At 47.1% G+C, this 24,204-nt stretch carries 32 protein-coding genes; 21 read left to right on the forward strand and 11 right to left on the reverse strand.

Annotated elements, in window-relative coordinates; translation table 11 throughout:
• Nucleotides 1-170: 170 nt before the first annotated feature.
• The 10 genes from OCV44_RS21110 to OCV44_RS21155 form a co-directional block, all read right to left on the reverse strand.
• Entirely contained in the window at nucleotides 171-356 is a 186-nt protein-coding gene (locus OCV44_RS21110; protein ID WP_065678365.1) for an antitoxin MazE-like protein, read from the reverse strand.
• Nucleotides 357-642: 286 nt separating this feature from the next.
• Nucleotides 643-816, reverse strand: coding sequence for a hypothetical protein (locus OCV44_RS21115; protein WP_017103185.1), 174 nt, complete (start codon nucleotides 814-816; stop codon nucleotides 643-645).
• A gap of 34 nt (nucleotides 817-850) precedes the next feature.
• The gene (locus OCV44_RS21120) at nucleotides 851-2,218 is read right to left on the reverse strand and encodes a zonular occludens toxin domain-containing protein (RefSeq protein ID WP_261900956.1); all 1,368 of its coding nucleotides are present in this window, start codon (nucleotides 2,216-2,218) and stop codon (nucleotides 851-853) included.
• 3 nt (nucleotides 2,219-2,221) lie between these two features.
• Nucleotides 2,222-2,563, reverse strand: coding sequence for a DUF2523 family protein (locus OCV44_RS21125; RefSeq protein WP_017103183.1), 342 nt, complete (start codon nucleotides 2,561-2,563; stop codon nucleotides 2,222-2,224).
• Nucleotides 2,563-4,338 carry a hypothetical protein gene (locus OCV44_RS21130; protein WP_261900957.1) on the reverse strand — a complete coding sequence of 592 codons (1,776 nt, stop codon included), beginning with the start codon at nucleotides 4,336-4,338 and terminating at the stop codon, nucleotides 2,563-2,565. Before OCV44_RS21130 ends, OCV44_RS21125 begins: the two co-directional genes overlap by 1 nt.
• 128 nt (nucleotides 4,339-4,466) lie before the next feature.
• Nucleotides 4,467-4,664 carry a hypothetical protein gene (locus tag OCV44_RS21135; protein WP_029222958.1) on the reverse strand — a complete coding sequence of 66 codons (198 nt, stop codon included), beginning with the start codon at nucleotides 4,662-4,664 and terminating at the stop codon, nucleotides 4,467-4,469.
• A 42-nt stretch (nucleotides 4,665-4,706) separates the two neighbouring features.
• Nucleotides 4,707-4,931 carry a hypothetical protein gene (locus tag OCV44_RS21140; RefSeq protein WP_139686217.1) on the reverse strand — a complete coding sequence of 75 codons (225 nt, stop codon included), beginning with the start codon at nucleotides 4,929-4,931 and terminating at the stop codon, nucleotides 4,707-4,709.
• A gap of 29 nt (nucleotides 4,932-4,960) precedes the next feature.
• On the reverse strand, nucleotides 4,961-5,272 hold the full coding sequence (locus OCV44_RS21145; protein ID WP_135381415.1) for a chemotaxis protein: 312 nt from the start codon (nucleotides 5,270-5,272) through the stop codon (nucleotides 4,961-4,963).
• 73 nt (nucleotides 5,273-5,345) lie between these two features.
• Nucleotides 5,346-7,376, reverse strand: a complete 2,031-nt coding sequence (locus OCV44_RS21150; RefSeq protein WP_139686218.1) for a replication endonuclease — start codon at nucleotides 7,374-7,376, stop codon at nucleotides 5,346-5,348.
• Nucleotides 7,376-7,558, reverse strand: coding sequence for a hypothetical protein (locus OCV44_RS21155; RefSeq protein ID WP_139686219.1), 183 nt, complete (start codon nucleotides 7,556-7,558; stop codon nucleotides 7,376-7,378). The genes OCV44_RS21150 and OCV44_RS21155 overlap by 1 nt, the downstream gene beginning before the upstream one ends.
• Nucleotides 7,559-7,760: 202 nt before the next feature.
• On the opposite strand from OCV44_RS21155, the gene OCV44_RS21160 reads away from it, so the two are divergent.
• The 13 genes from OCV44_RS21160 (at nucleotide 7,761) to OCV44_RS21220 (ending at nucleotide 17,321) form a co-directional block, all read left to right on the forward strand.
• On the forward strand, nucleotides 7,761-8,156 hold the full coding sequence (locus OCV44_RS21160) for a DUF3693 domain-containing protein (RefSeq protein WP_139686220.1): 396 nt from the start codon (nucleotides 7,761-7,763) through the stop codon (nucleotides 8,154-8,156).
• Nucleotides 8,153-8,341, forward strand: coding sequence for a TraY domain-containing protein (locus OCV44_RS21165; RefSeq protein ID WP_139686221.1), 189 nt, complete (start codon nucleotides 8,153-8,155; stop codon nucleotides 8,339-8,341). Before OCV44_RS21160 ends, OCV44_RS21165 begins: the two co-directional genes overlap by 4 nt.
• A 365-nt stretch (nucleotides 8,342-8,706) precedes the next feature.
• Nucleotides 8,707-9,018, forward strand: a complete 312-nt coding sequence (locus tag OCV44_RS21170; RefSeq protein ID WP_139686222.1) for a hypothetical protein — start codon at nucleotides 8,707-8,709, stop codon at nucleotides 9,016-9,018.
• A 336-nt stretch (nucleotides 9,019-9,354) separates the two neighbouring features.
• The gene (traA, locus tag OCV44_RS21175) at nucleotides 9,355-9,642 is read left to right on the forward strand and encodes a type IV conjugative transfer system pilin TraA (RefSeq protein ID WP_139686223.1); all 288 of its coding nucleotides are present in this window, start codon (nucleotides 9,355-9,357) and stop codon (nucleotides 9,640-9,642) included.
• A 9-nt stretch (nucleotides 9,643-9,651) separates the two neighbouring features.
• Complete coding sequence (gene traL, locus OCV44_RS21180; RefSeq protein WP_249633851.1) at nucleotides 9,652-9,954, forward strand: type IV conjugative transfer system protein TraL; 303 nt, start codon at nucleotides 9,652-9,654, stop codon at nucleotides 9,952-9,954.
• Nucleotides 9,955-9,968: 14 nt separating this feature from the next.
• Nucleotides 9,969-10,541: a type IV conjugative transfer system protein TraE gene (gene traE / locus OCV44_RS21185; RefSeq protein WP_315973255.1), complete on the forward strand. Its 573-nt coding sequence runs from the start codon at nucleotides 9,969-9,971 to the stop codon at nucleotides 10,539-10,541.
• Nucleotides 10,531-11,316 (forward strand): type-F conjugative transfer system secretin TraK, encoded by a 786-nt coding sequence (traK, locus tag OCV44_RS21190; RefSeq protein ID WP_261900959.1) that lies wholly within the window; start codon nucleotides 10,531-10,533, stop codon nucleotides 11,314-11,316. Before traE ends, traK begins: the two co-directional genes overlap by 11 nt.
• Nucleotides 11,306-12,844 (forward strand): TraB/VirB10 family protein, encoded by a 1,539-nt coding sequence (locus tag OCV44_RS21195; protein ID WP_261900960.1) that lies wholly within the window; start codon nucleotides 11,306-11,308, stop codon nucleotides 12,842-12,844. Before traK ends, OCV44_RS21195 begins: the two co-directional genes overlap by 11 nt.
• Nucleotides 12,845-12,846: 2 nt before the next feature.
• Nucleotides 12,847-13,242: a type IV conjugative transfer system lipoprotein TraV gene (gene traV, locus OCV44_RS21200; RefSeq protein ID WP_139686327.1), complete on the forward strand. Its 396-nt coding sequence runs from the start codon at nucleotides 12,847-12,849 to the stop codon at nucleotides 13,240-13,242.
• Nucleotides 13,243-13,244: 2 nt separating this feature from the next.
• The gene (locus tag OCV44_RS21205; RefSeq protein ID WP_246091881.1) at nucleotides 13,245-13,613 is read left to right on the forward strand and encodes a hypothetical protein; all 369 of its coding nucleotides are present in this window, start codon (nucleotides 13,245-13,247) and stop codon (nucleotides 13,611-13,613) included.
• A gap of 18 nt (nucleotides 13,614-13,631) precedes the next feature.
• Nucleotides 13,632-16,181, forward strand: a complete 2,550-nt coding sequence (traC, locus tag OCV44_RS21210) for a type IV secretion system protein TraC (RefSeq protein ID WP_261900961.1) — start codon at nucleotides 13,632-13,634, stop codon at nucleotides 16,179-16,181.
• Nucleotides 16,132-16,860, forward strand: a complete 729-nt coding sequence (gene traW, locus OCV44_RS21215) for a type-F conjugative transfer system protein TraW (protein WP_261900962.1) — start codon at nucleotides 16,132-16,134, stop codon at nucleotides 16,858-16,860. The genes traC and traW overlap by 50 nt, the downstream gene beginning before the upstream one ends.
• The gene (locus OCV44_RS21220) at nucleotides 16,860-17,321 is read left to right on the forward strand and encodes a hypothetical protein (protein WP_139686224.1); all 462 of its coding nucleotides are present in this window, start codon (nucleotides 16,860-16,862) and stop codon (nucleotides 17,319-17,321) included. The genes traW and OCV44_RS21220 overlap by 1 nt, the downstream gene beginning before the upstream one ends.
• 238 nt (nucleotides 17,322-17,559) lie before the next feature.
• Here the strand turns inward: OCV44_RS21220 and OCV44_RS21225 are convergent, their stop codons facing one another.
• Nucleotides 17,560-17,838: a hypothetical protein gene (locus OCV44_RS21225; protein WP_246091867.1), complete on the reverse strand. Its 279-nt coding sequence runs from the start codon at nucleotides 17,836-17,838 to the stop codon at nucleotides 17,560-17,562.
• On the opposite strand from OCV44_RS21225, the gene traU reads away from it, so the two are divergent.
• The 8 genes from traU (at nucleotide 17,720) to traF (ending at nucleotide 24,128) form a co-directional block, all read left to right on the forward strand.
• Nucleotides 17,720-18,691 (forward strand): conjugal transfer pilus assembly protein TraU, encoded by a 972-nt coding sequence (traU, locus tag OCV44_RS21230; protein WP_246091865.1) that lies wholly within the window; start codon nucleotides 17,720-17,722, stop codon nucleotides 18,689-18,691. The genes OCV44_RS21225 and traU overlap by 119 nt on opposite strands.
• Nucleotides 18,692-18,944: 253 nt before the next feature.
• Entirely contained in the window at nucleotides 18,945-19,658 is a 714-nt protein-coding gene (trbC, locus tag OCV44_RS21235; RefSeq protein ID WP_139686226.1) for a type-F conjugative transfer system pilin assembly protein TrbC, read from the forward strand.
• 36 nt (nucleotides 19,659-19,694) lie between these two features.
• Nucleotides 19,695-21,494 carry a type-F conjugative transfer system mating-pair stabilization protein TraN gene (traN, locus tag OCV44_RS21240; protein WP_139686227.1) on the forward strand — a complete coding sequence of 600 codons (1,800 nt, stop codon included), beginning with the start codon at nucleotides 19,695-19,697 and terminating at the stop codon, nucleotides 21,492-21,494.
• A 30-nt stretch (nucleotides 21,495-21,524) separates the two neighbouring features.
• Nucleotides 21,525-21,878, forward strand: coding sequence for a hypothetical protein (locus tag OCV44_RS21245; RefSeq protein WP_139686228.1), 354 nt, complete (start codon nucleotides 21,525-21,527; stop codon nucleotides 21,876-21,878).
• A 12-nt stretch (nucleotides 21,879-21,890) separates the two neighbouring features.
• Nucleotides 21,891-22,382, forward strand: a complete 492-nt coding sequence (locus OCV44_RS21250; protein WP_139686229.1) for a hypothetical protein — start codon at nucleotides 21,891-21,893, stop codon at nucleotides 22,380-22,382.
• A 33-nt stretch (nucleotides 22,383-22,415) separates the two neighbouring features.
• The gene (locus OCV44_RS21255) at nucleotides 22,416-22,973 is read left to right on the forward strand and encodes a hypothetical protein (RefSeq protein WP_231718194.1); all 558 of its coding nucleotides are present in this window, start codon (nucleotides 22,416-22,418) and stop codon (nucleotides 22,971-22,973) included.
• A 33-nt stretch (nucleotides 22,974-23,006) separates the two neighbouring features.
• Nucleotides 23,007-23,315: a hypothetical protein gene (locus OCV44_RS21260; RefSeq protein ID WP_261900963.1), complete on the forward strand. Its 309-nt coding sequence runs from the start codon at nucleotides 23,007-23,009 to the stop codon at nucleotides 23,313-23,315.
• 27 nt (nucleotides 23,316-23,342) lie between these two features.
• On the forward strand, nucleotides 23,343-24,128 hold the full coding sequence (gene traF / locus OCV44_RS21265) for a type-F conjugative transfer system pilin assembly protein TraF (RefSeq protein WP_139686134.1): 786 nt from the start codon (nucleotides 23,343-23,345) through the stop codon (nucleotides 24,126-24,128).
• The last annotated feature ends 76 nt before the right edge of the window (nucleotides 24,129-24,204 follow it).

Here is a 24,204-nt window from a genome sequence, read left to right on the forward strand (position 1 = left end):
CCCCGTGATACAACACGGGGGTTGCTGCTCACAGCGTCGCGCTCGCTGTTCAGTCCTCACGACTCACGCTAAGCTGTGAGCAGAATGAAGCAAAACAAAAAGCCCCACAGTATTGTGAGGCTCAGGAGGGAAGAAGGAATGTTTCTGGTGTCACCAGTGACTTAGCTTATTTAGTGCATTGAAACCATACGCCCAGTATGAATATCTTTAAGAACACCAACCGTCAGGTTTTCATGATCACACATGATAGATGTTGCTTGCTTAACGTCAGACTCTCTATCTTGAGGAATCCAAAGAGTCACTTTTTTAAACCCTTTAGCTTTCATTTTATCTTCGTATTTTTTATTTCTACTCATCTAGAAACCTCCTTATGCAAAGTATTTGATCACACTCGATCAAACTGTGCAAGACTCACTTCGTTCAAACACTGGCGCACTACGTTTGCGAATACCGCTGAGGAGCACTGGCGCTGTAAATCATCGAGTAAAACTATAACCACCAATTAAGACTCAACAAAGCCTACCCAAGTTTAAAGAGCGCCTAGCAAGATGAAGGGTTTTCGTTTGTCTCTCGAACGCCAGCTGCGCTTCGCTGATTATCGCTCATCAAGCTGAATCGACCCCTTAACATGATCATGTTCGCTTATCCCTGCGGGGCTTTTCCGTTCGTTGAACCAAAGCGCCTAAGAACCCGACCGACAACAGCGCAAACCAAGTCATAAAAAAACAGCGCTCCTAGAACACCGATAAACCCATAGATAGCAAAAGCTTGAGCAATCATTGCGATTTGGTCAGCCGTTAACGTGACACTTTCCATTTAATACCCCCTATACAAAATTTGGTTGTTACTCTTAAAACAAATTCACATCAGCTCTTTTTAATTCGGGCTCGTCTGACAGAACCTCATGAGGCTTACACGTTATCAATTTGGTTAACTGGCCTCTGTTGAGTTTCAGTAGGCAATCGTCAATAACATCGTAGGTCACATCGTAAGCCCTTAGATAATTCTGATTAAGGCTATAAACCCCATCAGACGCGACTATCTCAATACTGATATGACGTTCAATTTTCTTTGGCTTGATAGCGAAATTAACGCCCGTTACAAATGCCTTTTGGATACCGTCAAACGGTAAGATATCCGCTATAGAAATACTCGAAACATCATCATTGTTATCAGCTTGATTGCTATTCCCACCATCAGATACACCGCTAGTACCTTGACCGCTTTCTTGAGTTTTTGAGCTATCTTGCCCACTAGAGGGATTTTTATATTGTGACGTTTCCGCTTCCTGAACTTCCTCAGTAGAATCAAAAACGCGATTGGATATTTCATTGGCCATGTACCCCAAACAACTAATAAAAAGTAAAAACACTGCAATCACTTTAGGACTGCGATAAAGCGTATTCATAGCTCCGGCTTGCTTGGCTATGCCTGTTCCCGTTGACTTATAAAGTAGAAAAGCATCCAACGGTATTTTTTGAGTAGTGGTGTTAACGTCTTTGGATTTTGGAATCACTGGAGTCGATACCGATTTGTCATGCTTCCATATTAACGGTTTGCGTTTAGTCCAAAAAAATTGGTCACGTCCCTTGTGATAAAAGTTCTGCTCACCACATGCTTTGATGCCCGTATCAATCTGTTTCCAGTCAGGCGAAAGCAATTCAATATCCCAGTTATATTTCCTATGACGCATGAATCCCTCATTGAAAGTATGAGGATAGATAATGCGCCCCTGGTCATCGTATTCAGCGACTCCGCGGTCGTCAGTTTCCGATTCGTTTAGCTGTTCCATATCAGCAGGCGTATAGCGAGAATAAAAAAAGGATAGGTAAGACTCGGGTAATAGACCGTCTTGGCCGTCGTTCTTGGTGATGAAGTCCTCGACAGGTTTGTAGGTCACTTTCTTCATATCAAAACCAATGTTCTTGGAATAGATATCCTGACACTCATCGATAACAATCAAAGCACCAATAGGGCACCAACAGAAAAAGTGCGTCCATAGATGAACACCTGCCGAGTCCCTAGAAGAGATACGAAACAGTTTTGATGTAGTAGGGAACTCAACACCAAAACGCTCCTGTATGACATTTAATGGTTGCATGCCCTCGATATTCGTCACGACAACCTTACCCGCCTTGAGAGCTCGATAGATTGAGAAGTAGGCCGTGTATGCGGACTTGTATGAGCCGTTTGCTCCGGTTCTTATTGTGATAGCCATGCGTTACCTCGTCATTCTCATTACAAAGCCCGTAGTGAAGAAGTTCGCCACAATGGAAAGCCCTTGAGGAATGCCAAACTTAAAGGCATAAAAGCGAATCTCAGACGGCATAGCGTTGAAGGTTGCGGCTAACAAATCGTTGAAACCTATTTCCTGCAATAACATCTGTGCAGTGACGTAAGACATCTTTATAAATTCTATTTGTCCGGCTATTTTCATTTTCAAATAAAACAACTGAATGTAAGAGAAGATATTCGAAAAGATATAAGGCAGCGATTTGATGAAATCGACAACGACTTGAAATTGAGTTGAAACCCAATCAAAGAAAGCAAATATAGTATCCATTAATTAGACCCCATCATTTTGATACCGATAAGAACGAAGATGAAAAGAACGATAGCTTTTATGATTTCGGCGTTGTCTAACAGGGCAGAGAGAACGCCAGTTTTGAAAGACTGTTTGTGACCAGCAACAGTAAGGTCTAATTGATGCTCGACATATTTCCCGTCTTTGAATGCTTTGGTGTCGATAGAGAATAAGGTTTTAAATTGCTCCGTTTCGGTCTTGTAATTCTCCTTTAGAACCTCGATTTCTGCGGTGATATCTTTGAATGAATCCGCATCAAAAATAAACCCACCCATAAAATCGTCAGTAACCACAGGAGCAGAGAAACCACTATCAGCCCCTAGTAAATCACGAATGCCTTTTATCGCGTCTTTGGTTGCATCATCGAGGCCACCCATACCGTCTATTTTGTCTGAAAGCCCATCAATTTTCCCTGATAGCTCAGAGCCGGATTGTTCTATTTTGGAAGACAGCCCCGTTGTCGAATCTTCTATGCTCGTTTTCAACTTAGAAACAGCATTGTCTATGTTGGTTTCATTGCGTTTATCTTGATTGTCCATTTTGTCACTTAGGAAACTACGCAACGCAACAAAGTCTTGAGAGATGGAATCATCAAGCGTGCTAAGAGCTCGATTCAAACGCATGAACTCGCGACCAGTTGCTTGTGTTGTTTTCCTTTGAGAGCTTTTTACTTGGTCGATTACTTCCTTTTTTGCGTCTGCGAGGTTGTAATCAACATCTTCCACTTTTAAGGTCAAATCTTGAATGAGTTCAGTGTTCATTTGAGCGGAAGCTGCTTTGGCTAAAAAGAGATCTTGTCTTTGAGTTAATCCGGTATCGATGGAGTTGATAGCCTTGATAATCTTGTTGGTTTCTAGCTGTTGTTTCGCTGCTATAGAGGCCGGAATACCATCGATAGCCCCAATGATTTTATTATCTACAAGGTCAGTCAACAGGTCATCAGAGCGTTTGGCTTTATCAACTAGACTCGCCTCAGTTCTGGTCACCTTATCAACCATTTGAGATAGCGACCTTCTGATGCTGTAGTTAACGCCCTCAACATCAGATTTTGATGCGCTTTTTGAAACCAAATCTTTAACGACTTTGGTTAGCTCTCTGTTCGTGACCGAAACTTTCTCGGAAGCTTTAGCGAGATTTGACAAAGTCATACACTTGCTCTCAGGAACGCCAGCAGGACAACTAATATCGTATTTTATTACCTCGGTACTCTCTAACGTATCGAGGTAAGGCTCTAATTTATCAGGGACATTGTTGTTGTTTTTATCTTCTAGAGTGTTATCAGACTTGTTTGGGTTTTTATCTACGCCATTGGGGATCCCATCACCGTCCCAATCTTCATCAACGTCAAGAATACCATTCATATTATGGTCACCCTCCCAAGGGTAACGCTTTGGAGTACCTCCGGTAAATTGTTGAGGTGTTGAGCAAGTTTTACCCGTAAATTTGAACTTAGCTTGCCAAAACTGAAAATCTGGTGAATCGGTAGAAATAGCCCAAGCACTACGTTCCATATCACACTGAATAGGAGCCCCGTGAGCGCCATTACAAAAACCTGTCGGTTGTTCACCATTGATATAGGCGTCCCAACTAATGGTACGGTTAGAACCCTTTAAAACTTCGCAAGCAGTCACACAAACACCGCCACTATCGACAGAGCCTGCGGGACAATCCAAAGCATAGGATTTTGTTACGAAAACCAAGCAAGAGGTCATAAAAAAGAGAATGCGTAGAAGTGCGTTAATGGCTGTTTTCATAATCAAAACCTAGATATAAAAAAGCCCCCGTTAGGAGGCATTAATACCCGTATATACACCGTATATAAAGGATGAGGCCATAGACACACCCAAGAGGATGGTTACGACTTCAGAAACGAGTACGGCCATTAGCCGCGCATAGCTCCCATGATAGCTTTAAGGCCAAAGCCAAGCGCACCAAGGCCAATCAAACCAACCACAACCAGACCGTAGTTAGCTTGACCAGAAGTGACCGCGCCATTGATAGCGGTTTGAACGGGTGTAGCGTCGGCCATTGAAGCACCAGAAAGAACAACAGTAGATAGAGCGATTAAACGAGTTTTCATGTTTTTCATAGTATTACCTATAGATTGTTTTAAAAAATGTACTCAGCCTTTGCCGAGTGTTTTGAGTATTCGTCCAAGTACATGACCTGAAACGAACGAAAGTAAAATCCATCCCGAAACGGTGGTGTAGAGCTCCGTATCGATATTGAGGGATTGTGGTACTGACACTAAATTGTTGTATTCAGTGTCAGTAAGCATGACGAGCTTGCAGTCAAAGTCGGTTGACGTTCTTAGATAACCTTGCTGTGTTGTCGTGATGCAGTTCATAGCTGAAACCTATTTCTTGAAACTGGCGGTTAGCCTTTCAATTGTGGCAAGTCGAACAAGTGGAAGCCGTTTAAAGCAACGTGCTTACCTTCATCGTTACCAAAGCTAAACTCTTTGTACTCAACGTTGAATTGCATGCGCTTACCGACACAAGCCTTTAATACTTCTCCGGCTTTGCCGCCTGCCCAAAGCTCAGAAGAGATCTTAACTTCGATAGTGTTAGTCGGATTGGTTGTAATCAGTTTCAAGCGCCCAACAGTCAAAGCTTCACCCGTACCACGGGCGGGTTTTGTTTCTTGAATGATATCGGTATCGTCTAAAATTAAGCCTTCGAGTTTCATAGTGTGTTTCCTTTCTTGACGTGAATTTGTAGTTAAAGAGAAAAGGACAGTTATTGACACAAGTCCAAGGAGACTAATGGAGCATGTCCGGCGGGGCTGCGCCCACCGAACACGCCCCATGAGCCTCTAAAGAGCCAGAGAGCACAAGAGCCTCAATCTCATCCATACGGGCTAGGTGCTTCTCGTATTGCTCATACTGGCTATCTAGCATGTATTCGTATTCTTTCTCGCGCTCCAAAGCATCAAACCAGTCCACAGTGCCAGACATGATTTTTTGTTGTGAAGCGATGAATTTATCTTTGTTTTCGACTTTCCAAGACTTGAAGCGAGTAACCACAAGAACGTCACGGAACATCAAGCCAGAGATACGAGCTTGAGCCGCATCACCGTAGCGAGTGGTAGAGTATTCACCACCAGACTCGATCAACTTTTCTATAGTGTTGGTGACGGCATAAGCGGCTTTGATGGTTTGGTCTTTGCGCTTAACAAAAACTCCGCCCATTGCGTAGCAAAATGCCTCCCAATCACCCGCATCCGCAGCCCTGCGAACGTTTTCTAGTGTTAGGTGTTCTTCGTTGTTTAAGTCTGAAAACATAGCGTCTTCCTCGTTTAGTTCTTCGCGTAAGCGTCTAAGCTCACGCCAAACAGTGACAGAAGCACCGCCTATAAATTGAAATTGTCTGATACGATTTACACGCGCCCAAGTGACAACGCGCTCAGCAGCTGCAATACCATCTAAATTAGAATCACAGTCTTTATCGATGTGTTTACCGTCAACGTTTTTACTCACGTACTTAGCCACGTAGCCAACCGCAGAACCTTTACTGAAATCAATTAGCTCAGATTTGAAACGGTACTTTTTAGCGCCTGATTCGTTAGGCGTATCAGCAAGGGCGAGGCGGTTAAATTCGGATGTAACAAAGGCGCGGTGTTCTTTTTCCATAAACAAAAGCATATGGTGATGCGCAGTGCCGTCTTGATGAGGCTCAACAATGCGCATGCCATAGATTTTGATATCGTTCTTATCGAGAATTTTGCGAAGCGAAGACCAAACACCAATCAAATGATCGTGTGATTGTTTCGCGTCCGGTCGTCCTGCTTTTTCCCAATTGGGGTTAGTCTGACCACCAGAAACCGCGTGAAATCTTGACGGGGTAGTAACGGTATAAAACACAGCGTCATGGTCTGATTTTTTTGCGATATTCTCGAAACCATTAAGACGAGCAAACATTTCATTGCGTCTAAGTTCAGGGTTCGACACTGATTTAGCCGACAACTCTGAAAGAGTAAAAAAGGTTTGGGGATCGCTTTCATCAAATGCCACTGTTTTTTCTAGTGCAATCTCATTTGATTTCATGCGGTCACGGTGTCTACGTACTGAAAAATCAGAGCAATAAATCTGCTTATGACGTTCAACAAGTGCCAAGTCTCGCGCCACCTGTTCAACTTCATAAGCACACTTTCTACGTAACTGACGGACGAGCCAATTGTTATCCGTTGCACGAGCGACTAAAGAATGCAGCTCGTGATTCGATTCGGCTTTGTTGATTGCATCCTCACGAAAGCCAAGACCAAGAGAGGCCAGAAGTGAAACGCAAGTTTCAAATTGCGTCTCTACATCTGGAATGCCAGCAATAGCACGTCCGAATTGTTTGGATTTGTCCTCAGCCAATTGGCGAATATCATCATCTGGCATTGCCGCGCTGTAACCGTTTTTAGTTAATCGCTCATGCGCACGATGCAAAGCGTAAGCCGCGTCAATCTCTTCCTTTTGCTTGCACATGTCTTTGTAAGCACGAAGCATATGGCGAGTGAAATCACCGTTACGATTAAGGCCGAACGGTAATGAATTACAAAGCAATGGAGCAGGGCGATAAGAAAGAGAAGGAAGCCCTGTAACGTCACGAACGTGAATCTGATGATTTAACGTAGGCACAACCGTAGCGGCTAAAGGATAACTAGGGCGCGTATGGTCTTTGTATGAAGACAGGTAATCAAATCGATTATCGTGAATATGGTCAGCCGTTTCCCACGATTGAACCGGCACGAAATCAATCATTTCAAAGCTTTTCGTTTTGAGATCAAAAACGCGTTCGTAAGCCATTATTGGTCAAGCTCCACAGTTTCAGTAAAGTGACAATCTCGACAAGTAGCAGACGCTACATCATAAGAACCGTGTGGATGAAAAACGATACGAACAAAAGCTGAAACAGAATCAGAATGACAAGAGTTACAGAAAAAACTTCCGTCAATAATTGAGAATTGAGTAAAAACGTTATCATCCATAACAACCACCTTGACTGATTATTGAGAATTGGGAGTGACCATCTAAGTTGAGCTATAAGCGTCAAGGGCAAACAGCCCAAACCTAGACAGCCAAATCAAGTTAGTCCTGATTTGTGCATACTATAGGATGCAAAAAGCAGGACTGTAAAGACCGCTTTTTGGGTACTGACGGTATACAATTAGAAGAAATAGAGGGATGACTATGTACCAAGATAAACTATTAGATGCCTACAAAGAGGCGCAAAACTACGTACAAGATAAGCAAATAGCCCATGACTTAGGGCTAAGTCGTCAGAAGATAAGTAATATTAGACAAGGCGTGCGCTATCTAACTGAAACGGAAGCACTTTTTATAGCTGAAAGGATTGGTTTGTCTGAAGAAGAAGTCTTAGTGTACTTAGCCGCTGACCGCAGCAAAAATCACAAAGCTCAAATGGCTTGGCAGAACATCGCAAAAAAGTTTAACGGGCTTAATATGTCAGGTATATCAATGGCTTGTGGTAGTTTGGCGTTGATGGCGACCACCCCAGTTGATCCCACGATTCAGTGCGTATTATGTCCATTATGTAAAATAAAGAAAAAAGTGAAACCGTTTTGAATAAGAAATTATCCGATTTAAAAGGTACGCACGTCAACGTGAAGCTCTCAGGCAAACATAACCAAATTCTAGATAGCTCAACGGCTCACAATGGCCGTACAAAACGCGCGGAAGCGCAAGCACGACTAGAGCACCACCTTGAGCTGTTCGGTGTGAACTGGGAAGTACCCAAAGATAAACCGTAATTTTTTCAAAAAAAAGATCCCCAAATGGGATCGCGAACATCAAAACGATGGTCAACTCGCTCTTTAACAACTTGCGCCATGAACGACTTAACACGGAACTTGTTTTGTGTGAGTCACTCCGAGCAAACCAGTGACGGAGGACAGTAATTCACTGAAACAGACCTTATTGACCGCTACGGCGACCGGGTGCATGACCTATAGATAATGGAAGTGCATAAGCTGGTATGGCTGAACTGTGTGAATGACCCGAAATGTGAATAAGCCCCGCCTATTGTCTCGGCGGTGAGGTAGAGACAATCTCCAAAGCCTATTTCTACAGTGGGCTTTGGAGAGAGCCAAGCTAAACCACGTAAAGGAACGAACCCATGGAATCAAAAATGACCGCCATTCAAGAGGTGAAGTTTTGGGTTGATGTTATCGAGCAAGCCGCTATTCCTGCCAACGGGAAGCGTTTAACATCAGACGAGCAAGCCGCGTTATCCCAAACGTATCGTGCTCTCGCACAAACCGCGCTCTACGCCGCGGACAAAATGGAGAGTTCAGCGATACAAAGGTCGACAATATCAACAGAGCAATCACCCCACGCCCCGCTTTTCCATTCACTCGCTTTTGGCTGCAATAACGAGGCGAAGCCTCTTGTTGAGACAAAAGGAGTACCGCGTCAGCGGATAGGGTAAACACTTTTCAATGCTCACTGACCAGACATAGGTTTTGCCCCTGAAAACGGCATAGAAAACCGTCTGTTCACAGTCAAACTGTGAGTGATGCCACCACTTAAAAAACACTGAACTCACTGGGGAGTCAGCCTTGTAAGCGTCTCGCGCAGTCTATTGGCAGTAGGCTCAAAAAAGAGCAAGCATCCCCCCAAAACACTCTGTGTCCTATCGACCGTCAGTGAGCATTGAAAAGCCAAACCGCGCAAAAACACCACGCCTTCTTGTCTATCCAGCAAGAAGGCAACGCCATCATTAACACTCATTTGATAATTTTATCACTCAATAAGGAAACTCATTATGAAAACACGTACCCAACGCGCCCTCATGGTCGCTCTTGGCGTCGCTGCATCAACGCTTTTCATCGCTCATCCTGCTCTGGCCGCTGATATTTTCGCATCAGGTAAACAGGCGATGAAAGACTCTGCAGGTAAAGGCTCTGCGGTTGAAACCGCCATGCTAGGAACCGGATTGGCGGGCGCGGTCATTACCGGATTGATGAGCCGTAACTGGTTTGCCGCCGTGGGCGGGTTCATTGGTGGCTCAGTCTTGTGGAACGTGGGCGCGCCCCTTGTCGGCTTAGGTTAAGGCGCCGCCATGGAAGATCCGCATCAGTTTTTCTCTATCCCAAAACACATGAACAAAGGTCGCCGTTGGCTCGGCTTCCCTGTTGATGAAATCGCGCCAGCCTTCTTTATTTTCGGCCTCTCATTTTGGCTGAAACACGAAATGATAGGGCTGACGTTATCGATGGCTTGGTTTGGGGGGTTGCGTTACATCAAAGCGCAATACGGTGACAACATCATTACCCTGTCACTTTATTGGTGGGGGGCTTCCTTCATCAAGTCCACCCTTTTTAAGCGCACGCCCTCAGCCTGTCGCCGTTACTGGATTTTTTAAGGAGACACTTCCTCATGGACCCGTTTGTAAAACGGGATAAGCTGGCCGTCAAAAGCCTCCTCAATCTTTTTTTGAGTGCAGGCTTTCTTGTCATGCTTATCACGAATCTGGTGTTGGGTTACACCAGTTATCAAGCCCTGACCCACCAAAGCCGAACCTTAATCCCCCCGACGCTCTCTCAAGCCTTTACCATTTCAGACGGCGCGGTCGATGAGCCTTACCTTGAGCAAATGGCTGATTACCTCCTCCACCTGAAACTCAACATTACGCCAGCCAGCGTTGGCCGTCAGTTTGGGTTGTTGCTTGACTATGTTGATGAAACCAGTTGGCACAGCGTACAACCTAAGCTGCTTCGTGAAGCCACGGTGATTAAAAAAGACAACATCAGCAGTCAATTTGCGGTCGAGGACGTCCGTATCTCCCTCGATACCCTCCAAGTACAGCTCTATGGCACACTCCAAAAGCACGTCGGCCAACGCGCCCTAGAGCCAGAGATGAAGTGGTATCAAGTTAACTTTAGCTATAAACAAGGCTCAATAGGTTTACTCTCCATTGAAGCCGTCGAGGTCAACACCGATGAATCTTAATCAACCCTTTTTTACCCCCTCAATGCGGTGGCGCTCCCTTTGTTTATCCATGGTGCTTTTGCTGACTTGGCTCATCCCCCCTTTAGCCATAGCCAACAATGCCGCCATGGTCAGTTATGAGTTTGATGAAGGCGACACCATACCCTTGGCACTCTCTTCCATTAACGTGAACCGCTTAGTGGTCAAAAACGACCGCATTCTTTCCATTGTCTGCCCGAAAGGGTTTTGCACCTCGTCAGGCAACCAAAAAGACGCATCAGGCTCCATTGCACTAAAAATCAATATCGCCTTACCGTTCACTGCGCACCTGACCACAGAGAAAGGGCGGCTGTTCGCGCTGTTCATTACGCCTAAAGCGACCCCGTCTTTGGTCACAGAGTTTGTCTGGTCACAAAGCTACAAAGAGCAGCAAAGCCCAATAGAGCTTGCCGCGGATTACCCCGCGGCCATGACCGCGCTCACCAAAGCCATGATGCGCTTTGTCCATGACGGCGCACCCATTGCGGGCTTTAAACGCCATGACGTTGACCCTAAAACGCTGCCTAAAGATGAAGCGGCATTGGCCATCATCCCTCAAACGGTCTTTGTGGGCCGTGATTACTCTGGGGTGGTTTATCAGCTCAAAAACCAAGGCCGCAGTGACCTATCACTGAGCACCGCGCAGTTCTACAGCGACTCTGCACGCTCAGCTGCGCTCGATGCCTATCAATTAAAACCAGGGCAAACCACCACGCTCTATCTCATTACCGGAGGAGGCGCCGCTCATGTTCGATAAACAAAAGGACGCATTTGACCGCTTTAAGAAACGCGCCTTCAAAGACACCGATGGGGACTTTGAAGACGGCGGCACCGTCAATGCCGTAACAAGAAAGCGCAATCGCACCATAACGTTCACGGTGTTGCTGATATTGGCCGCTATCGCATTGGTAGTGTGGCGATTCACGCAGCCTCCCCAAGCGCCAAGCAACGTCAATCAAGACGTTGGCTTTGGCGCCATCGTCACCGACGATTTCACCGACAAGGACAACCAATCGGCCCTGACGTTTCAGCAAGATAAAATCAACCAAATCGAGCAAAGCTTAGTCAAGTTTGAGGGGACATTGAGCCGCTTTGGACAGAGCTTAACCTCTGAGTTAGAAAACATAAAAAAAGCCAATGAGCGTGATAATGCGTCACAACTGACAGAGCTTGAGCAAAAGATGCAACAAAAGCTCGATGAAGTGGACGCGCTCAAAGTCCAGCTTGAGACACAACTGGCCTCAGCCCTCAATACCGGTGCCCCTTCCACTCAGCACAAGATAGACAGTCAACAAGGCGGCACGTTTGGTCAATACAAGCTGCCCCCAAGACCGGCAATAAATGGCAACATTGAAACCGCTAAGGTCAATGAGTTTCAGTATCAACAACAAGATGATGTGGCTTTTGGTGGGGATGCCTTTGATAGCTTTGAGTTTCATTGGCAAGCCAGTATCGAGGAGAAACAATCTCGCCGCACGACCGATAACTACGTACCAACCGGCACTTTTGTGACCGCAGTGATTACTGGGGGTGCGGATGCGAATGCGGGCGTGTCTGGACAAGGCGATACCTCCCCGATTGTCTTTCAAACCGTCAATCAAGGAATATTACCCAACGGTCAGCCCTCCAAACTCAAGGACTGCACCATCACAGGCGCGGTCTACGGGGAAATTTCATCCAGTCGCGGCGTGGCGCGCACCAACAGAATAAGCTGCATACAACCCAATGGGGATATCCTTGATATCCCCGTCAATGCGACCGTGTTTAACTTTGGGCGCAATGGCATTCGCGGCACGACCATCTTGAAAAACGGGAAAATCGTTCAAATGGCGGGCATTGCTGGAATATTGCAAGGCGTTGGGGATGCCGGTAAAGCGCTCGCCCAAACCACAACACCGACCGCGCTTGGTCCAAGTCAAAGCATTGACACCGATAAGATAGGATTAAATCTACTTGGCGGCGCTACCGAAAGCGTTGGCAGCAAGCTGGCGGATTACTACATCAAACTGGCGGAGCTCTACCACCCCATAGTGGAAGTCAATCCTGGTGGCATCGTCAATATTGTCTTTTTGGAAGGCTTTCCATTAGACCCGCTACTGGCCGATGAATACGAAGCGCGCATTAATGAGCAGCGTGAGCACGTATCGAGCTCTAACCAGATACTCGATGTTATTACCAATGCTCCCGCCCTTCCACCCACCACTCAAACTGCCCCTATCAACCCATTAGCGCAAAAAATCACCCAACAAGGGTTAAACAGCGTGGGCTTTGGGCGTGAGGAATAACCATGAATAGACAGTTTTTGTTTTCACTATCGATACTCCTAGGTCTGACCGGCTGCAGCGCGGGCTTTGAGAGCGAATACAGTTGCGATAAGGTCGGCGGCGTTTCCGGATGCGTCACCATGAACGAGGTTCGAGACAACGTCTACGGCTATACCGGTGACAGCGGCATAGCCACGGTTTCCCCTCAATCGCGTCTTGCCCCACCGTCCGCCTTTACCTTACTGCCAAGGCGCAATCGAGAGGGGGAGCCTGAGCGAAGCCAAGAAGACGTTAAAAAGCTCACCGTCTTCCCTTTCATCGACAAAGACAATCACTACATCGATACGATGGATGTTTACTTTGTCTTAGACGATAGCCGTTGGTCTGGGCGCCCTGCGCGCGAGATTTGGAAGGATTAACCATGAAACAAGCACTCAAAAAAGTATTCATTGCCTTCTTAGTGTTATGGGGCGTATTCCTGAGCAGCGCCCTTGCACAAGTGGCGCAGTTCATCACCTCACACGATGATGCCAGAGACCACACCGTGGCGAACTACATTGCGTCTCAGCCCCCTCAATTCGAGCAAATCATCACCCAAGCCGTACAGCGATGCCTAGAGCCACCAAAGCTAGCAACAAGCACACTTCCACCAACAGACACGCTCTCACTGCCACCGATGAGTGTGTATGAATGCTTACGCCAGCAAAATCAACCAAAGCTAGCTATCGATATACAGAACAGTGATGAAGCGATGCAGAGTGTCAGCTGGCCATTGTCTGTGTTTTGGTAAAATAGAAAAGGAATACCCATGTTTTCTTCCTCACGAAGTGGCTTGTCCGCCTTGTTCCAAGATGCCAAGCAAGCCCAAAACCACCTTCACCATGAATTACCGTATCGAGACTACGATCCCATTGAGCAAGTCTTTGATAACGCTCACTCACGCGGCTTTGGTTTTAAAATCAGCGTCCTTGGGGGCGCAAACGACGATTTGATTCAGTCATTAAGCCACCTCATGGGGGACTTGCCCGATGGGGATAAATGGGACTATCAAGTACAGCTGTTTGGTCATAACCGTGTCGCGCACTACTTAGAAGGCAATCAAGCGCTACTCAGTCAGCGAGGCGGTATCTGCCAGAAGATGGCCAACGATGACGCCATTTACGCCCACTACGCCGCGCAGCACGGTTACCTGCACAGACAAAAAAACAATCGCTTTGATTTGCGCGACTACGACGCGTTCTTTTTTGTCTCCACCACGGAAAAAGACCCACAAGAGCTGCTGGATGCGCGAATGACGCTAGAGACGGGACTCGCGCAGCTGGGGTTTGATTTACTGCCCGTGACACCTGAGATGTTGCTCACTGGTGTGGGGGATATCTTAAACTTTGATAAGCGCCAAGACAGGCCAAAGGAAAAAAGCTACAACCCACTAGAGCCTTTAAACCTGCAAGCGTTATCTCCCGATACCGAAGCGTTAACCCATCGTGGTCATATCGCCACCCGTCACACCAATGATCAAGGGGAAGAGGTACGCACACGCTTGGTTCATCTGGGGCTTTCTCGATTGCCTGGTGATTATCGCCTATACGCCTTACCCGAAGCTTTCTCTTCTATCCGCAACGTATCGCGTAACATCACTTGCCCGCATCGCGTGACCTTAAGTTTTCGTAACGAGCCAACCGGTAAGCAGAACGCAGATAACGATAATAAGATAAAAGACTTAACCAAGACGGTGAACAGCCAAATGGCGATACTCGCGCCCATGGCCGAAGATGAACTCAAAGAGCGCAAAGCCTTGCAAAAAGGCTTGTTGTCTAAAGAGTTTACCATCGCGTCTATGGTACTCACCGTCTCACTGCTGACTGACAAAGCCTGTCAGAAAAAAGACACCCAAGCGGCGAAGGAGTCATTTGGCAATGCGGGGCTTGATATCATTCCACTGAAAATGAATCAGCCCCAAGCGCTGCTTTCCACCTTGCCTTTTATGATGAGTGAAGGGTTATGGGGCGATTGTAAAAAAGCCGGGCGCGTTCGCACGTTTAAAAGCTCAAATCTGGTGAATCTCTTTCCGCTCATCATGGACTTTAGCCAACTCAAAGGGGGCGTACTCCTACCCACGATGCGCCAACAAATCTCGTTCTTTAACCCTTTCACCTGTGGCAGTGATAACCAAAACATCGCCCTGACGGGAGGCTCCGGCGCCGGGAAAAGCTTCCTAGTTCAAGAAATCGCGGAAACGGTTTACGCCATGGGCGGTAAAGTGTGGATACTCGATAAAGGCGCCAGCTATAAAAAACTGACGCTCAGCCTTGGGGGGACCTACATGACCCACGCCAACATCTTCTTAAACCCGTTCACCCATTTAGGCTCCATGCAAAATGCGGAGTTTGAGTTTGTGGACGATGATGGTCGACCCGTTGACCCCATGATGGAAGCGCTCGATAACATCACGGCGTTGTTCGCCACCATTGCGTCGCCCTACACGCCACTAACAGCCTTTCAACAAAGCGTACTCGGCGATGCGATAGTGACGGCGTGGGAGAATAAAGGCAATCAAGCCTTAGTGGATGATGTCAGAGACGCCTTGATTGAGATTGCGGGAGAAGAGAGTGACCGACGCATCAAAGACATTGCCGTACAGCTCAAAAAATTCTGTACCGATGGCATGTATGGCGATGTATTCAACAAGCCCTCCATGCTCGACCCAAGTGTTGAAATCACCACGTTGGAGCTCGATGGGTTCCCGCCTGCGGTGCTTAGACCGGTCATTTTTGCGCTGATGGTGTCGATTAACCAGCAGATGTACCTTTCAGGCTCTCGCTCAACCCCAAAGATGTGCATCATTGAAGAGGCATGGAGTTTACTGTCTGGGGCGAACGAACAAGCGAGGGAGTTCATCAACACCGGTTATCGCACCGCCCGTAAGTTCGGCGGCGCTTTTTGTACGGTGACTCAAGGGATAGAGGATTTCTTTAGCAGCGAGGAAGCCAAAGCCTGCTACAACAACTCCGATATCCACATCATTCTTCGTCAAGGCGAAGGGTTTGATAAATACCTAGCCCAAAACCCCGATGCCTTCTCACCCTTTGAGCAGCGCATCATTAAAAGCTTCGCCCCCTCAGCAGAAGCCGGATACAGCAGCGCGCGTATCAAGGCTGGCGGCCATGTCACCTACCACCGCTTTTTCGCCTCTCCGGTGAAACGCGCCATGTTCTCAACCGAGCCTAAGGAGTTTGAGTATTGTGAAAATCTCTATAAACAAGGTCAATCGCTGGAGCGCGCCATTGAGCAAACCTCCATGCACTTTTATGGCAAAGAAATTGACGCCTTTAATCAAGCCATTGGCGCAAGCACTTAGTTTGCTGCCTTTTATCCTCGCAGCAGGCATGGCCACTTTTAACGCTCACGGGAAAGCATTGGGGCAAGTCGCCCCGGTCTTCCCTATCGGTGAAATCGACATGCTGGAGTGGATACACCAAAGACTGAAAGGATTTGAGGCCAGTGGTCAATTGGCGGACATGCAAAACGAGTTCACAGAGCGCGTACAACAAAGCATTGAAAATCCACCGCCCGTTGAAGGGTTAACCACCACGACCAACCCCCGCACCTTTTACGTTGACCCAAGCATCACTATCCCTAAAGACATCATCGCCCCCACGACGGGGGCGGTGATAGCCAAGGCGGGTACTAGGGTGAACCCCTTTGACAGCCGCACTTGGCCAAAGGTCGACGGTCAAGACGTTCTACCACAGTTTGAACTCAGTAAGGTGCTGGTCTTTTTTGATGCCAGAGACGCGCAGCAACGAAGATTTGCCAGCGAATATCAAAACGCCAAGCCAATCAAGTGGGTACTGACGGGAGGCGGCCCGAATAAAATGGCGACCTTACTGGACGCAAGAATGTATTTTTCGCAGCAAGGCCACCTAACCCAATCGCTTAACATCACTCACGTCCCTGCTATTGCCTACCAAGACGGCACGCGCTGGCGCATCGATGAGGTGAACGTATCGGGCTTGCAACCCTTGGAGATAGAGTAATGACAACCCAAAAACGATGGAAAAAGCTGCTCTACGAGATCACGCTGGCAGGCATTGCGCTTCGTAGACAAGATTATCAAGAACTTGACCCACAAATTGCCCCTGCGGTGCACGCACTGAACGCCATTGAGGGCGTGGCAACCATCGGCTCTTGCCAAGGGCACGTTGCCTGGCTAACAGGGCGGTTTTCAGCGCCTTATCTTTATTTTACGGCGCCTGTTTGGTTTGCTAAGCAACTTTCTCAACGCCTAAAAACGTCACCATGGCATCTCTCTGCTATGTTCAACAACCATTGCCAACTGTGTTTTCACCTCACTCACAAACGCTACAGTCGAGCGTATCGTTCTCTTGTTCCGTTCTCATTGACTTACCACCTTGGGTATCATCGTGAGAAAGCCGACAAAGAACTTGCGCAGTTAGCCAAACTGCTCTCAACGATAGAGGAAATCAAAGTAACCTGAAAAATAACAATACAACCCGACGGCGCCGAGCAAGAGAATAGAAACTATCTTCTTTGCTTTTTCTATACCAAACGGATCAGGCTCTCCACAGTGTATACAAGCGCTAGAGTTTGAGGATATAGAGTCATTACAAACCCTACAACTTTTTAAGGATGCCATATAAGACCTCATAAATGGTTAAATTTCGCACCAGATTCTAACACAACATAACTGACTTGGGACTGCGCACCTCCCTTGATCATGTTTCCAATATCACTTCTTTTCTATTCACCAAGCTCGCTTTTGGCTGCGATAACGAGGCGAAGCCTCTTGTCGAAACAAAAGGAGCACCACGCCACGCGTGGAAAAAGGACACCACCATGACGCAACGATACTTTCGTTTACTGCTGTGCTGCCTGTTGATTTTTATTGCGCCATCCACCCTAGCCGCCAGCGCCGCCTGTAAAAGCCGTTTTATTAACCCCATTACCGATATTTGTTGGGATTGCTTGTTCCCGATGACGATAGGCTCAGCCACGGTCATGCCGTCCAAATATCCAGACACCACCAACCCCACAACGCCTATCTCTTATTGCCCTAAACCCCCACCCGTCTTCGTACAAGTTGGGGTCAACATCGGCTATTGGGAGCCTTATGCCTTAACCGATATCACACGCGTCCCTTACTGCATGGTGAACATGGGCGTAGAAATGTCAGGCGCTAACAGTCAGCGTATCGGCGGGCGCGTTACCGCCAGAGAGAGTGACAGCAGTGACGGCGGTTTTTATCATGGTCATTGGTATAAGTACCCGGTCATTTACTGGTTACAACTGATGCAATCCACTGCTTGCATGGCCACCGATGTGTTTGATGTGGCCTACATGACAGAGATTGACCCACTTTGGGACGACGACGAGTTATCGCTCATTATCAATCCCGAAGCGCTACTGTTTGGTAATCTAGCCGCGCAGCTGGCTTGCGTGCCCGAAGCCATGTTGACCTCAGCGAACGTTGCTTTGCCTATTGATGCGCTGTTTTGGTGTTTAGGCTCACAAGGCAGTGCCTACCCACTGACTGGCACCACCAACTATCGAGACACGCCTATTCAAGCGGCGACACTCTTAATGGAGAAGCTAAACTACAAACTGCATCGGCAGGGGATAATCTGGGAGACGCGCGGTGAAGATGGGGCGATTTGTTATCAATATCCCGATCCTATCTTGCCAAAATCCCGTTATCGGTATCAAATGTCGGCGCCTATTCCCGATGCGGCCTGGTGTCACCCATACACCACGACCACCACACTCTGGGAAGCAGGTCATGACAATCCAGTGACAGGGGACAATTTTGGTTTTGTACAATGGCGAAAGCGCAATTGTGTATTTTTATAAGATTAAGTGATGATACCCATTCAAGCCCATAATAATGAAACAAATCTATTTATAGCCAGTACCCACGGCTCTCTTTCTGATTTTTTAAAAACAGAGCTTGCCTGTGACAAGCATATCTACTGCTGTTTCCCGCTCTCGCAGTTTTGTTTCTCGTTTTGCCGCGACCTCAACACTCGTAAGGTGCGGTCAATCAGCTTTCAAAACGCTCACACCCTTTATCCCCCTTTTAAGCGGCCATAACAAAGAGGTAACTATGACCATTCTATCTTTTGAGGGCGCCTTTCGGCGCTCTTTTGTTTTCCTGTGTTGTTTGATGGCGTTCTCCACTCAAGCTTACACAGAGCAAGAACTCAAAGCCTTTGCCAAACTTGAGCAAGAGATGGCTTCACAGCCAGAGACAGCAAAACCATGGGATACAGACGACATACAAAACCAAGCCCATGCTTATCGAGAAGAAGCGCTGACGCTTAGCCGCAATGTTCAGGACTTGATAAAAGAAGAGAGCCTTTCTCCTTTATTGGGAATACAAAAGCCCACGCGCAACCCTGACCAAGCCCCAAAAGGAGTGATGGTGTTTGTTTCACTGACCATGCCCAAGACCGCGCTCAAGCAGCTGTTGATGCAAAGTGAGCACTTGGGCGTACCACTGGTGATACGCGGCGTCTTACCCCAAGGCTTTCCGGCCACGGCCAAGCGCATTGAGTCCTTAATACGCTCGCCCAACAAGGCGCCCATTCAAAGCGGCTTTTCGATAAGTCCCGATTGGTTTAAGCAGTTTGATATTCAGCGCGTACCGGCGTTTGTTTCGGTTAAACAAGACCGCTGCTTACCCAAGCAGCCTTGTAAAGCCACGGACTACGATATCCTTTACGGTAATATCTCGCTCTATCAAGCTCTGGATTACCTCGCCACGGGCGATGCGCAGCAAAATGTTCATCCATTACTGCGCACGCTCTATTCCCAATAACCCTCTATCATCACAATTTTTGACGAGGTGCTTCTTATGCGGATTTATGTCCTGGCTGCGCTCACGCTCAGTCTTTTTTCTACGCTCGCACTGGCTAACGAGCAACAGACCTTTACCGACAGCGTCAATTGGGCGAAACAAGCAGCCGGTCAAGCGCTCAAACCTGATGCCCTCCCCCTCAACATCGATGACTATTGCAAAGACGCGGCGTGTCGAGAAGAGAGGCGAAACCCAAAACAATCCCAGCTGTCAGACAGTGATATCAACGCCCAAAAGGGAACAGAGTTTGTGACCAATGAATTGGCTCAAGACATCAACGCCAACTTCAACAAAGGGCGACCGGATGTAAAAAACGATCCGGCAATGCAATTTGCCTTACTTGGCCAAGAGAATGCGTTTGAAATCACTCATGGCATTTCGAATGCCTACGTAGACTGCGATACGGGTCAGCAATGCCTTAAAAAATCGACGCCTAAGGTGTGTACGCAACCAACCAACACCCCCGTACCTTGTAATGAAACAGCGATATTAAGTAACCCACAACTCATTACCGGTATTACGCCTTATCATTCTATCGTCTACCAGCATGACCACGTACGCCTACACGGATTTGACACAGTGACGCTCCCAGAAAAAGCGCAGACCTTATTGTCAATCACTATCCCAGCTCTCTATGCCATTAATACTTGGGCCATCACGACTCATTTTTATATCAATGACCACCTTATCTATACGCATAAAGGGAAAAACTCCTTTCAGTGCAATCCTGATTTTGAAGATTGCTCAAACACGGTCACACCTGGCACGATCCAATTTTCTCCACCATTAACGCTAACGTCAAAGACCATCACCTTTTCTCGCGTTTCGGAGGCAGGAGAATTCGAGCCGGGAACGCTCCCTAACTGGCAAATACCAGGGCGCGCCGCAGGTCGTCTTGTCTGGGGGTATACCGATTATGAAATGAGTTGGAACAAACAATGTGACCGTCTCATCCCTCAATGCAAACCCAAAGAGCGTAAATGCATTGAAGGAAAAGAAACACGCAATATTGATGGCGTGGATATCACGCTGGATTGTTGGAAATACCAGACACTTTACCAGTGTGAAATGGCTGATACCTGCCAATCGTTACCAAGCCAATGCAAAACCGTGAGCACTCATTGCAGCCTCAAACAAAACGGGGTGTGCATCGAGCATGAAGTCACGAAAAACTGTATTGAGAAGACCTGCAGAGCCACGAGCATGCAGTGTGGTGAGCAATCTTTCTGTCTTGATGGAGAGTGCTACGTGCCCGAGCCCAAACTTAACGGCAACTTTGATAAATCCGTCGCCGCGCTCGCAGGGCTTGCCGAGGCGGTGAAAGACATCGGCGACCCACCCAAAATATTCACGGGTAAGCCAATGCAATGCAGCAAAAAACTTGCAGGCTTTAATGACTGCTGTAAAGACTCAGGATGGGGGCAAGGCTTAGGAGCAAAATGCAGCGAAGCGGAAGAAGCGCTCGGTGAAGCCAAAGAGAAAGGCTTAACCCTGTACGTGGGGCAATACTGCGCCAAGAAAGTGCTCGGAGTTTGCACCCGTAAAAAACGCAGTTACTGCGTTTACGACAATAAGCTTGCTAAAATCATCCAAGAGCAAGGCTCTATTCAACAACTGGGTAAACGATTGGGCAGTGCCAAAAACCCCACCTGCGCCGCCATTACGCCCGAAGAGCTAGGACAAATTAACTTTGAATACATTGATTTTAAAGAGTTCTATCCAGACATGCACGCCAACACCAACCTCCCCAACTTTGATGAAATCAAAAAACGCCTTCAAAGTGCCACGGGGGGATAACAAACGATTCGAGACAAAAGGACACACACCATGACACCCAAACGTACTCACCAACTGACTCACGCCCTGCAGCAAGCCATCAGCCTAATGCACATCGCTGCGCTGATGCTTGCACTGCTGGCCTCGATTTTTACTTGCCTCTTGGCCATCCACATCACAACGCTGACACCAGAGCAATTGGACGCGATGTCTCTTGCTTCGCTTCACTCCGCCATGACAAACACTTGGCAGCTTAGCATGAATATTACGCTGTACGGTCTACTCTTCTATGTCGCAATGAAAGTCATGCACTCAACGCTGCAGACACGTTTTAACGCAATGCCGACTTCCTACGTGCGAGCGGGAAACCATAAAAATCAAGATAACGAACACCCTCACAACTAAAAAGGAAATCACATGAAAAACTTTATCCAGCGCCACCGCTCCACACTATCACTACTTGTTAACCACCTCATTCAAACGCCCGCGGTATTACTGCTTGTCATCGCTGCCTATGTTTTAGCAACTGACAGTCATTTTAATCACAACCAAAGAATAGTCACCGCAGTAACACAAGCTGCGTGGCTAGGCAAAGCCGAGAAAGGGCAGATACGTATTTTTGAATGCACCGATGGAACGCCGATTGATAGAGCAAGCATCGTAGGTCACGCCAACCCTTGTCCAAATTCGGAAGTAAAAACCACCTCAATAGCCGACTCTGCACGTGTGACCACACAGCGAGAAAGAGAGCAGATAGGGCTACTTTATTTGAGTTTGGTGATTTTCAGTTTATTTGTAACCAGCTTATTTAGCGTTTGCGATCACATCAAAGCGAAATATGGCAAACGCTCAAGACAGATGACCAATGAGTGCAACAAAGATTCAGCGCACCAAACTAAGCCTGATTAAATAAACACAATCAATGTGAAGATAAAGTAGACCATGAACAATCTAGAGACTCGAAAAAGAGAATTTAATCCCAAAATAAAGGAGCAAATCTGCGGACTTGGTGAACGACTTCGCATTGCCATTGCTCCCATGTCGCAACGAGCCTTTGCGAAAGCTTGGAAAGGTGCAGGCTCATTTGTCAGCATCAACAACTATGTAAATGGCAAAAGCACTCCTGGCATTCACGACTTAATCGCCATAGCGCAACTGGCCAATGAAGATATCCTTTGGTTATTAACCGGCCAGAACTACACCGATAACCACTGGCTTCAATCCAACCAATGCGTCGAACTTTGCTTAGACGATGCGATGAGCCCAACGCTATCTATCAATACGCCGGTAGTTCTTGAAAAACTCACACCAGATAGCCACCTACCTAACGGCATTTATTGCTTGGATAGCTCGCAAGGTCGGATATTTAGACGATTGCAGTGGGATGAAGAAAAACAAGGATTCTGGTTACTTTGCGATAACGAAAGATTCAAACCTCAATTCTGCCAATCACCGCAAATTGTAGGAAAAGCCATAAGCGCACTGTCACCCATTACTTAAACACTCTGCCGCATTTCATCAAGGTCTATGATTATGTTTATCAAACCCCTGCAAACCTTTTTACTGCGTACCTTTACTCTCTTACGGCTCATTCCAAACGATGTGATATTCACCAAACAACTTGACCGTTATCCCGATATCACTAAAAGGCTGGATGAGTATCGAGAGCTGATAGAAAACATTGAAAATCAGACTCACTACTTTAGCAGTGAGCAAGGCGTATGGTCTAAACACCACGCTTTGCTCCATGATGAATACCTTCAATACTTACTCACGCTACGCAACCCATCGCCACATCAGATGCACCGCCTACGTGAGAGACCCAAATGCTTAACCTCTTAGTCACTTCGCTTTATTTAACCAAGGCCTATGATGATGAAAAAATCTCTGCTTTACGTCATTACCCTAACGCTGCTTGCCCCTCTACCTTCTGCTCTCGCCAATGACGCCCCTCCAGGGTGGCGATGGTACAACGAGCCAAGACAAGCACCCAAAACGCCCAAACCCAAGCCGCTGCCAAGCAATACCCAAACCACTGTGTCACCGCCTAGAACCTTATCGGCCACCGAACAGATGGACTGGTTTCACTCTGCGCATATTGAAGCGCAAAACGACGCCGCCATTCATCCCAAAGATAAAGACAAGCTCGCTAAGTTTTTAGCGTTAAATCACTTTATCACAGACCAAACCGACCAATTAGGCATGACTTTTAAAGCGCTGCTGCTCGAAAGACCTGAGTTCTCTTACACCAAAGACCACCCGACGGAGCAAGCCGCAAGACAGGTGTATTTAGAACTGGAGGATAAGAAGAAAACCGACGCGGTTGAAAAGATGAAACAAGACGGATGGGGGTTTTTCTTTGTCTATGAAGGTAAAGATACACTCAGCCAACAACTCGCCCCGTCCATCCAAGCGTTTGCTGACCAATACCATTTTGAGTTATTGGGTATCAGCAATGATGATACTTTCATCACTAACCTCAAAAAAAACCGCCATAACCAAGGCAAAGTCTCAGTGCCTTTTACACCTGCATTGATTTTAGTGCACCCAAGCACTGGAGAGATGAAGCCACTGGCGTATGGCTGGATAAGTCAAAATGATTTAGTGGGTCGCTTCTACAATGTCGCCACCAACTTTAAGCAATCGAATTTTTAAAGTCACTCAATCGATGCAAAACCACAAAAATACGGCAACCATCACTAGCGCTGCGAAGAAAAACCACCCTACAGGG

Origin of the sequence: Vibrio tasmaniensis (assembly GCF_024347635.1) — a bacterium.
In the GTDB taxonomy this organism is placed as follows: domain Bacteria; phylum Pseudomonadota; class Gammaproteobacteria; order Enterobacterales; family Vibrionaceae; genus Vibrio; species Vibrio tasmaniensis.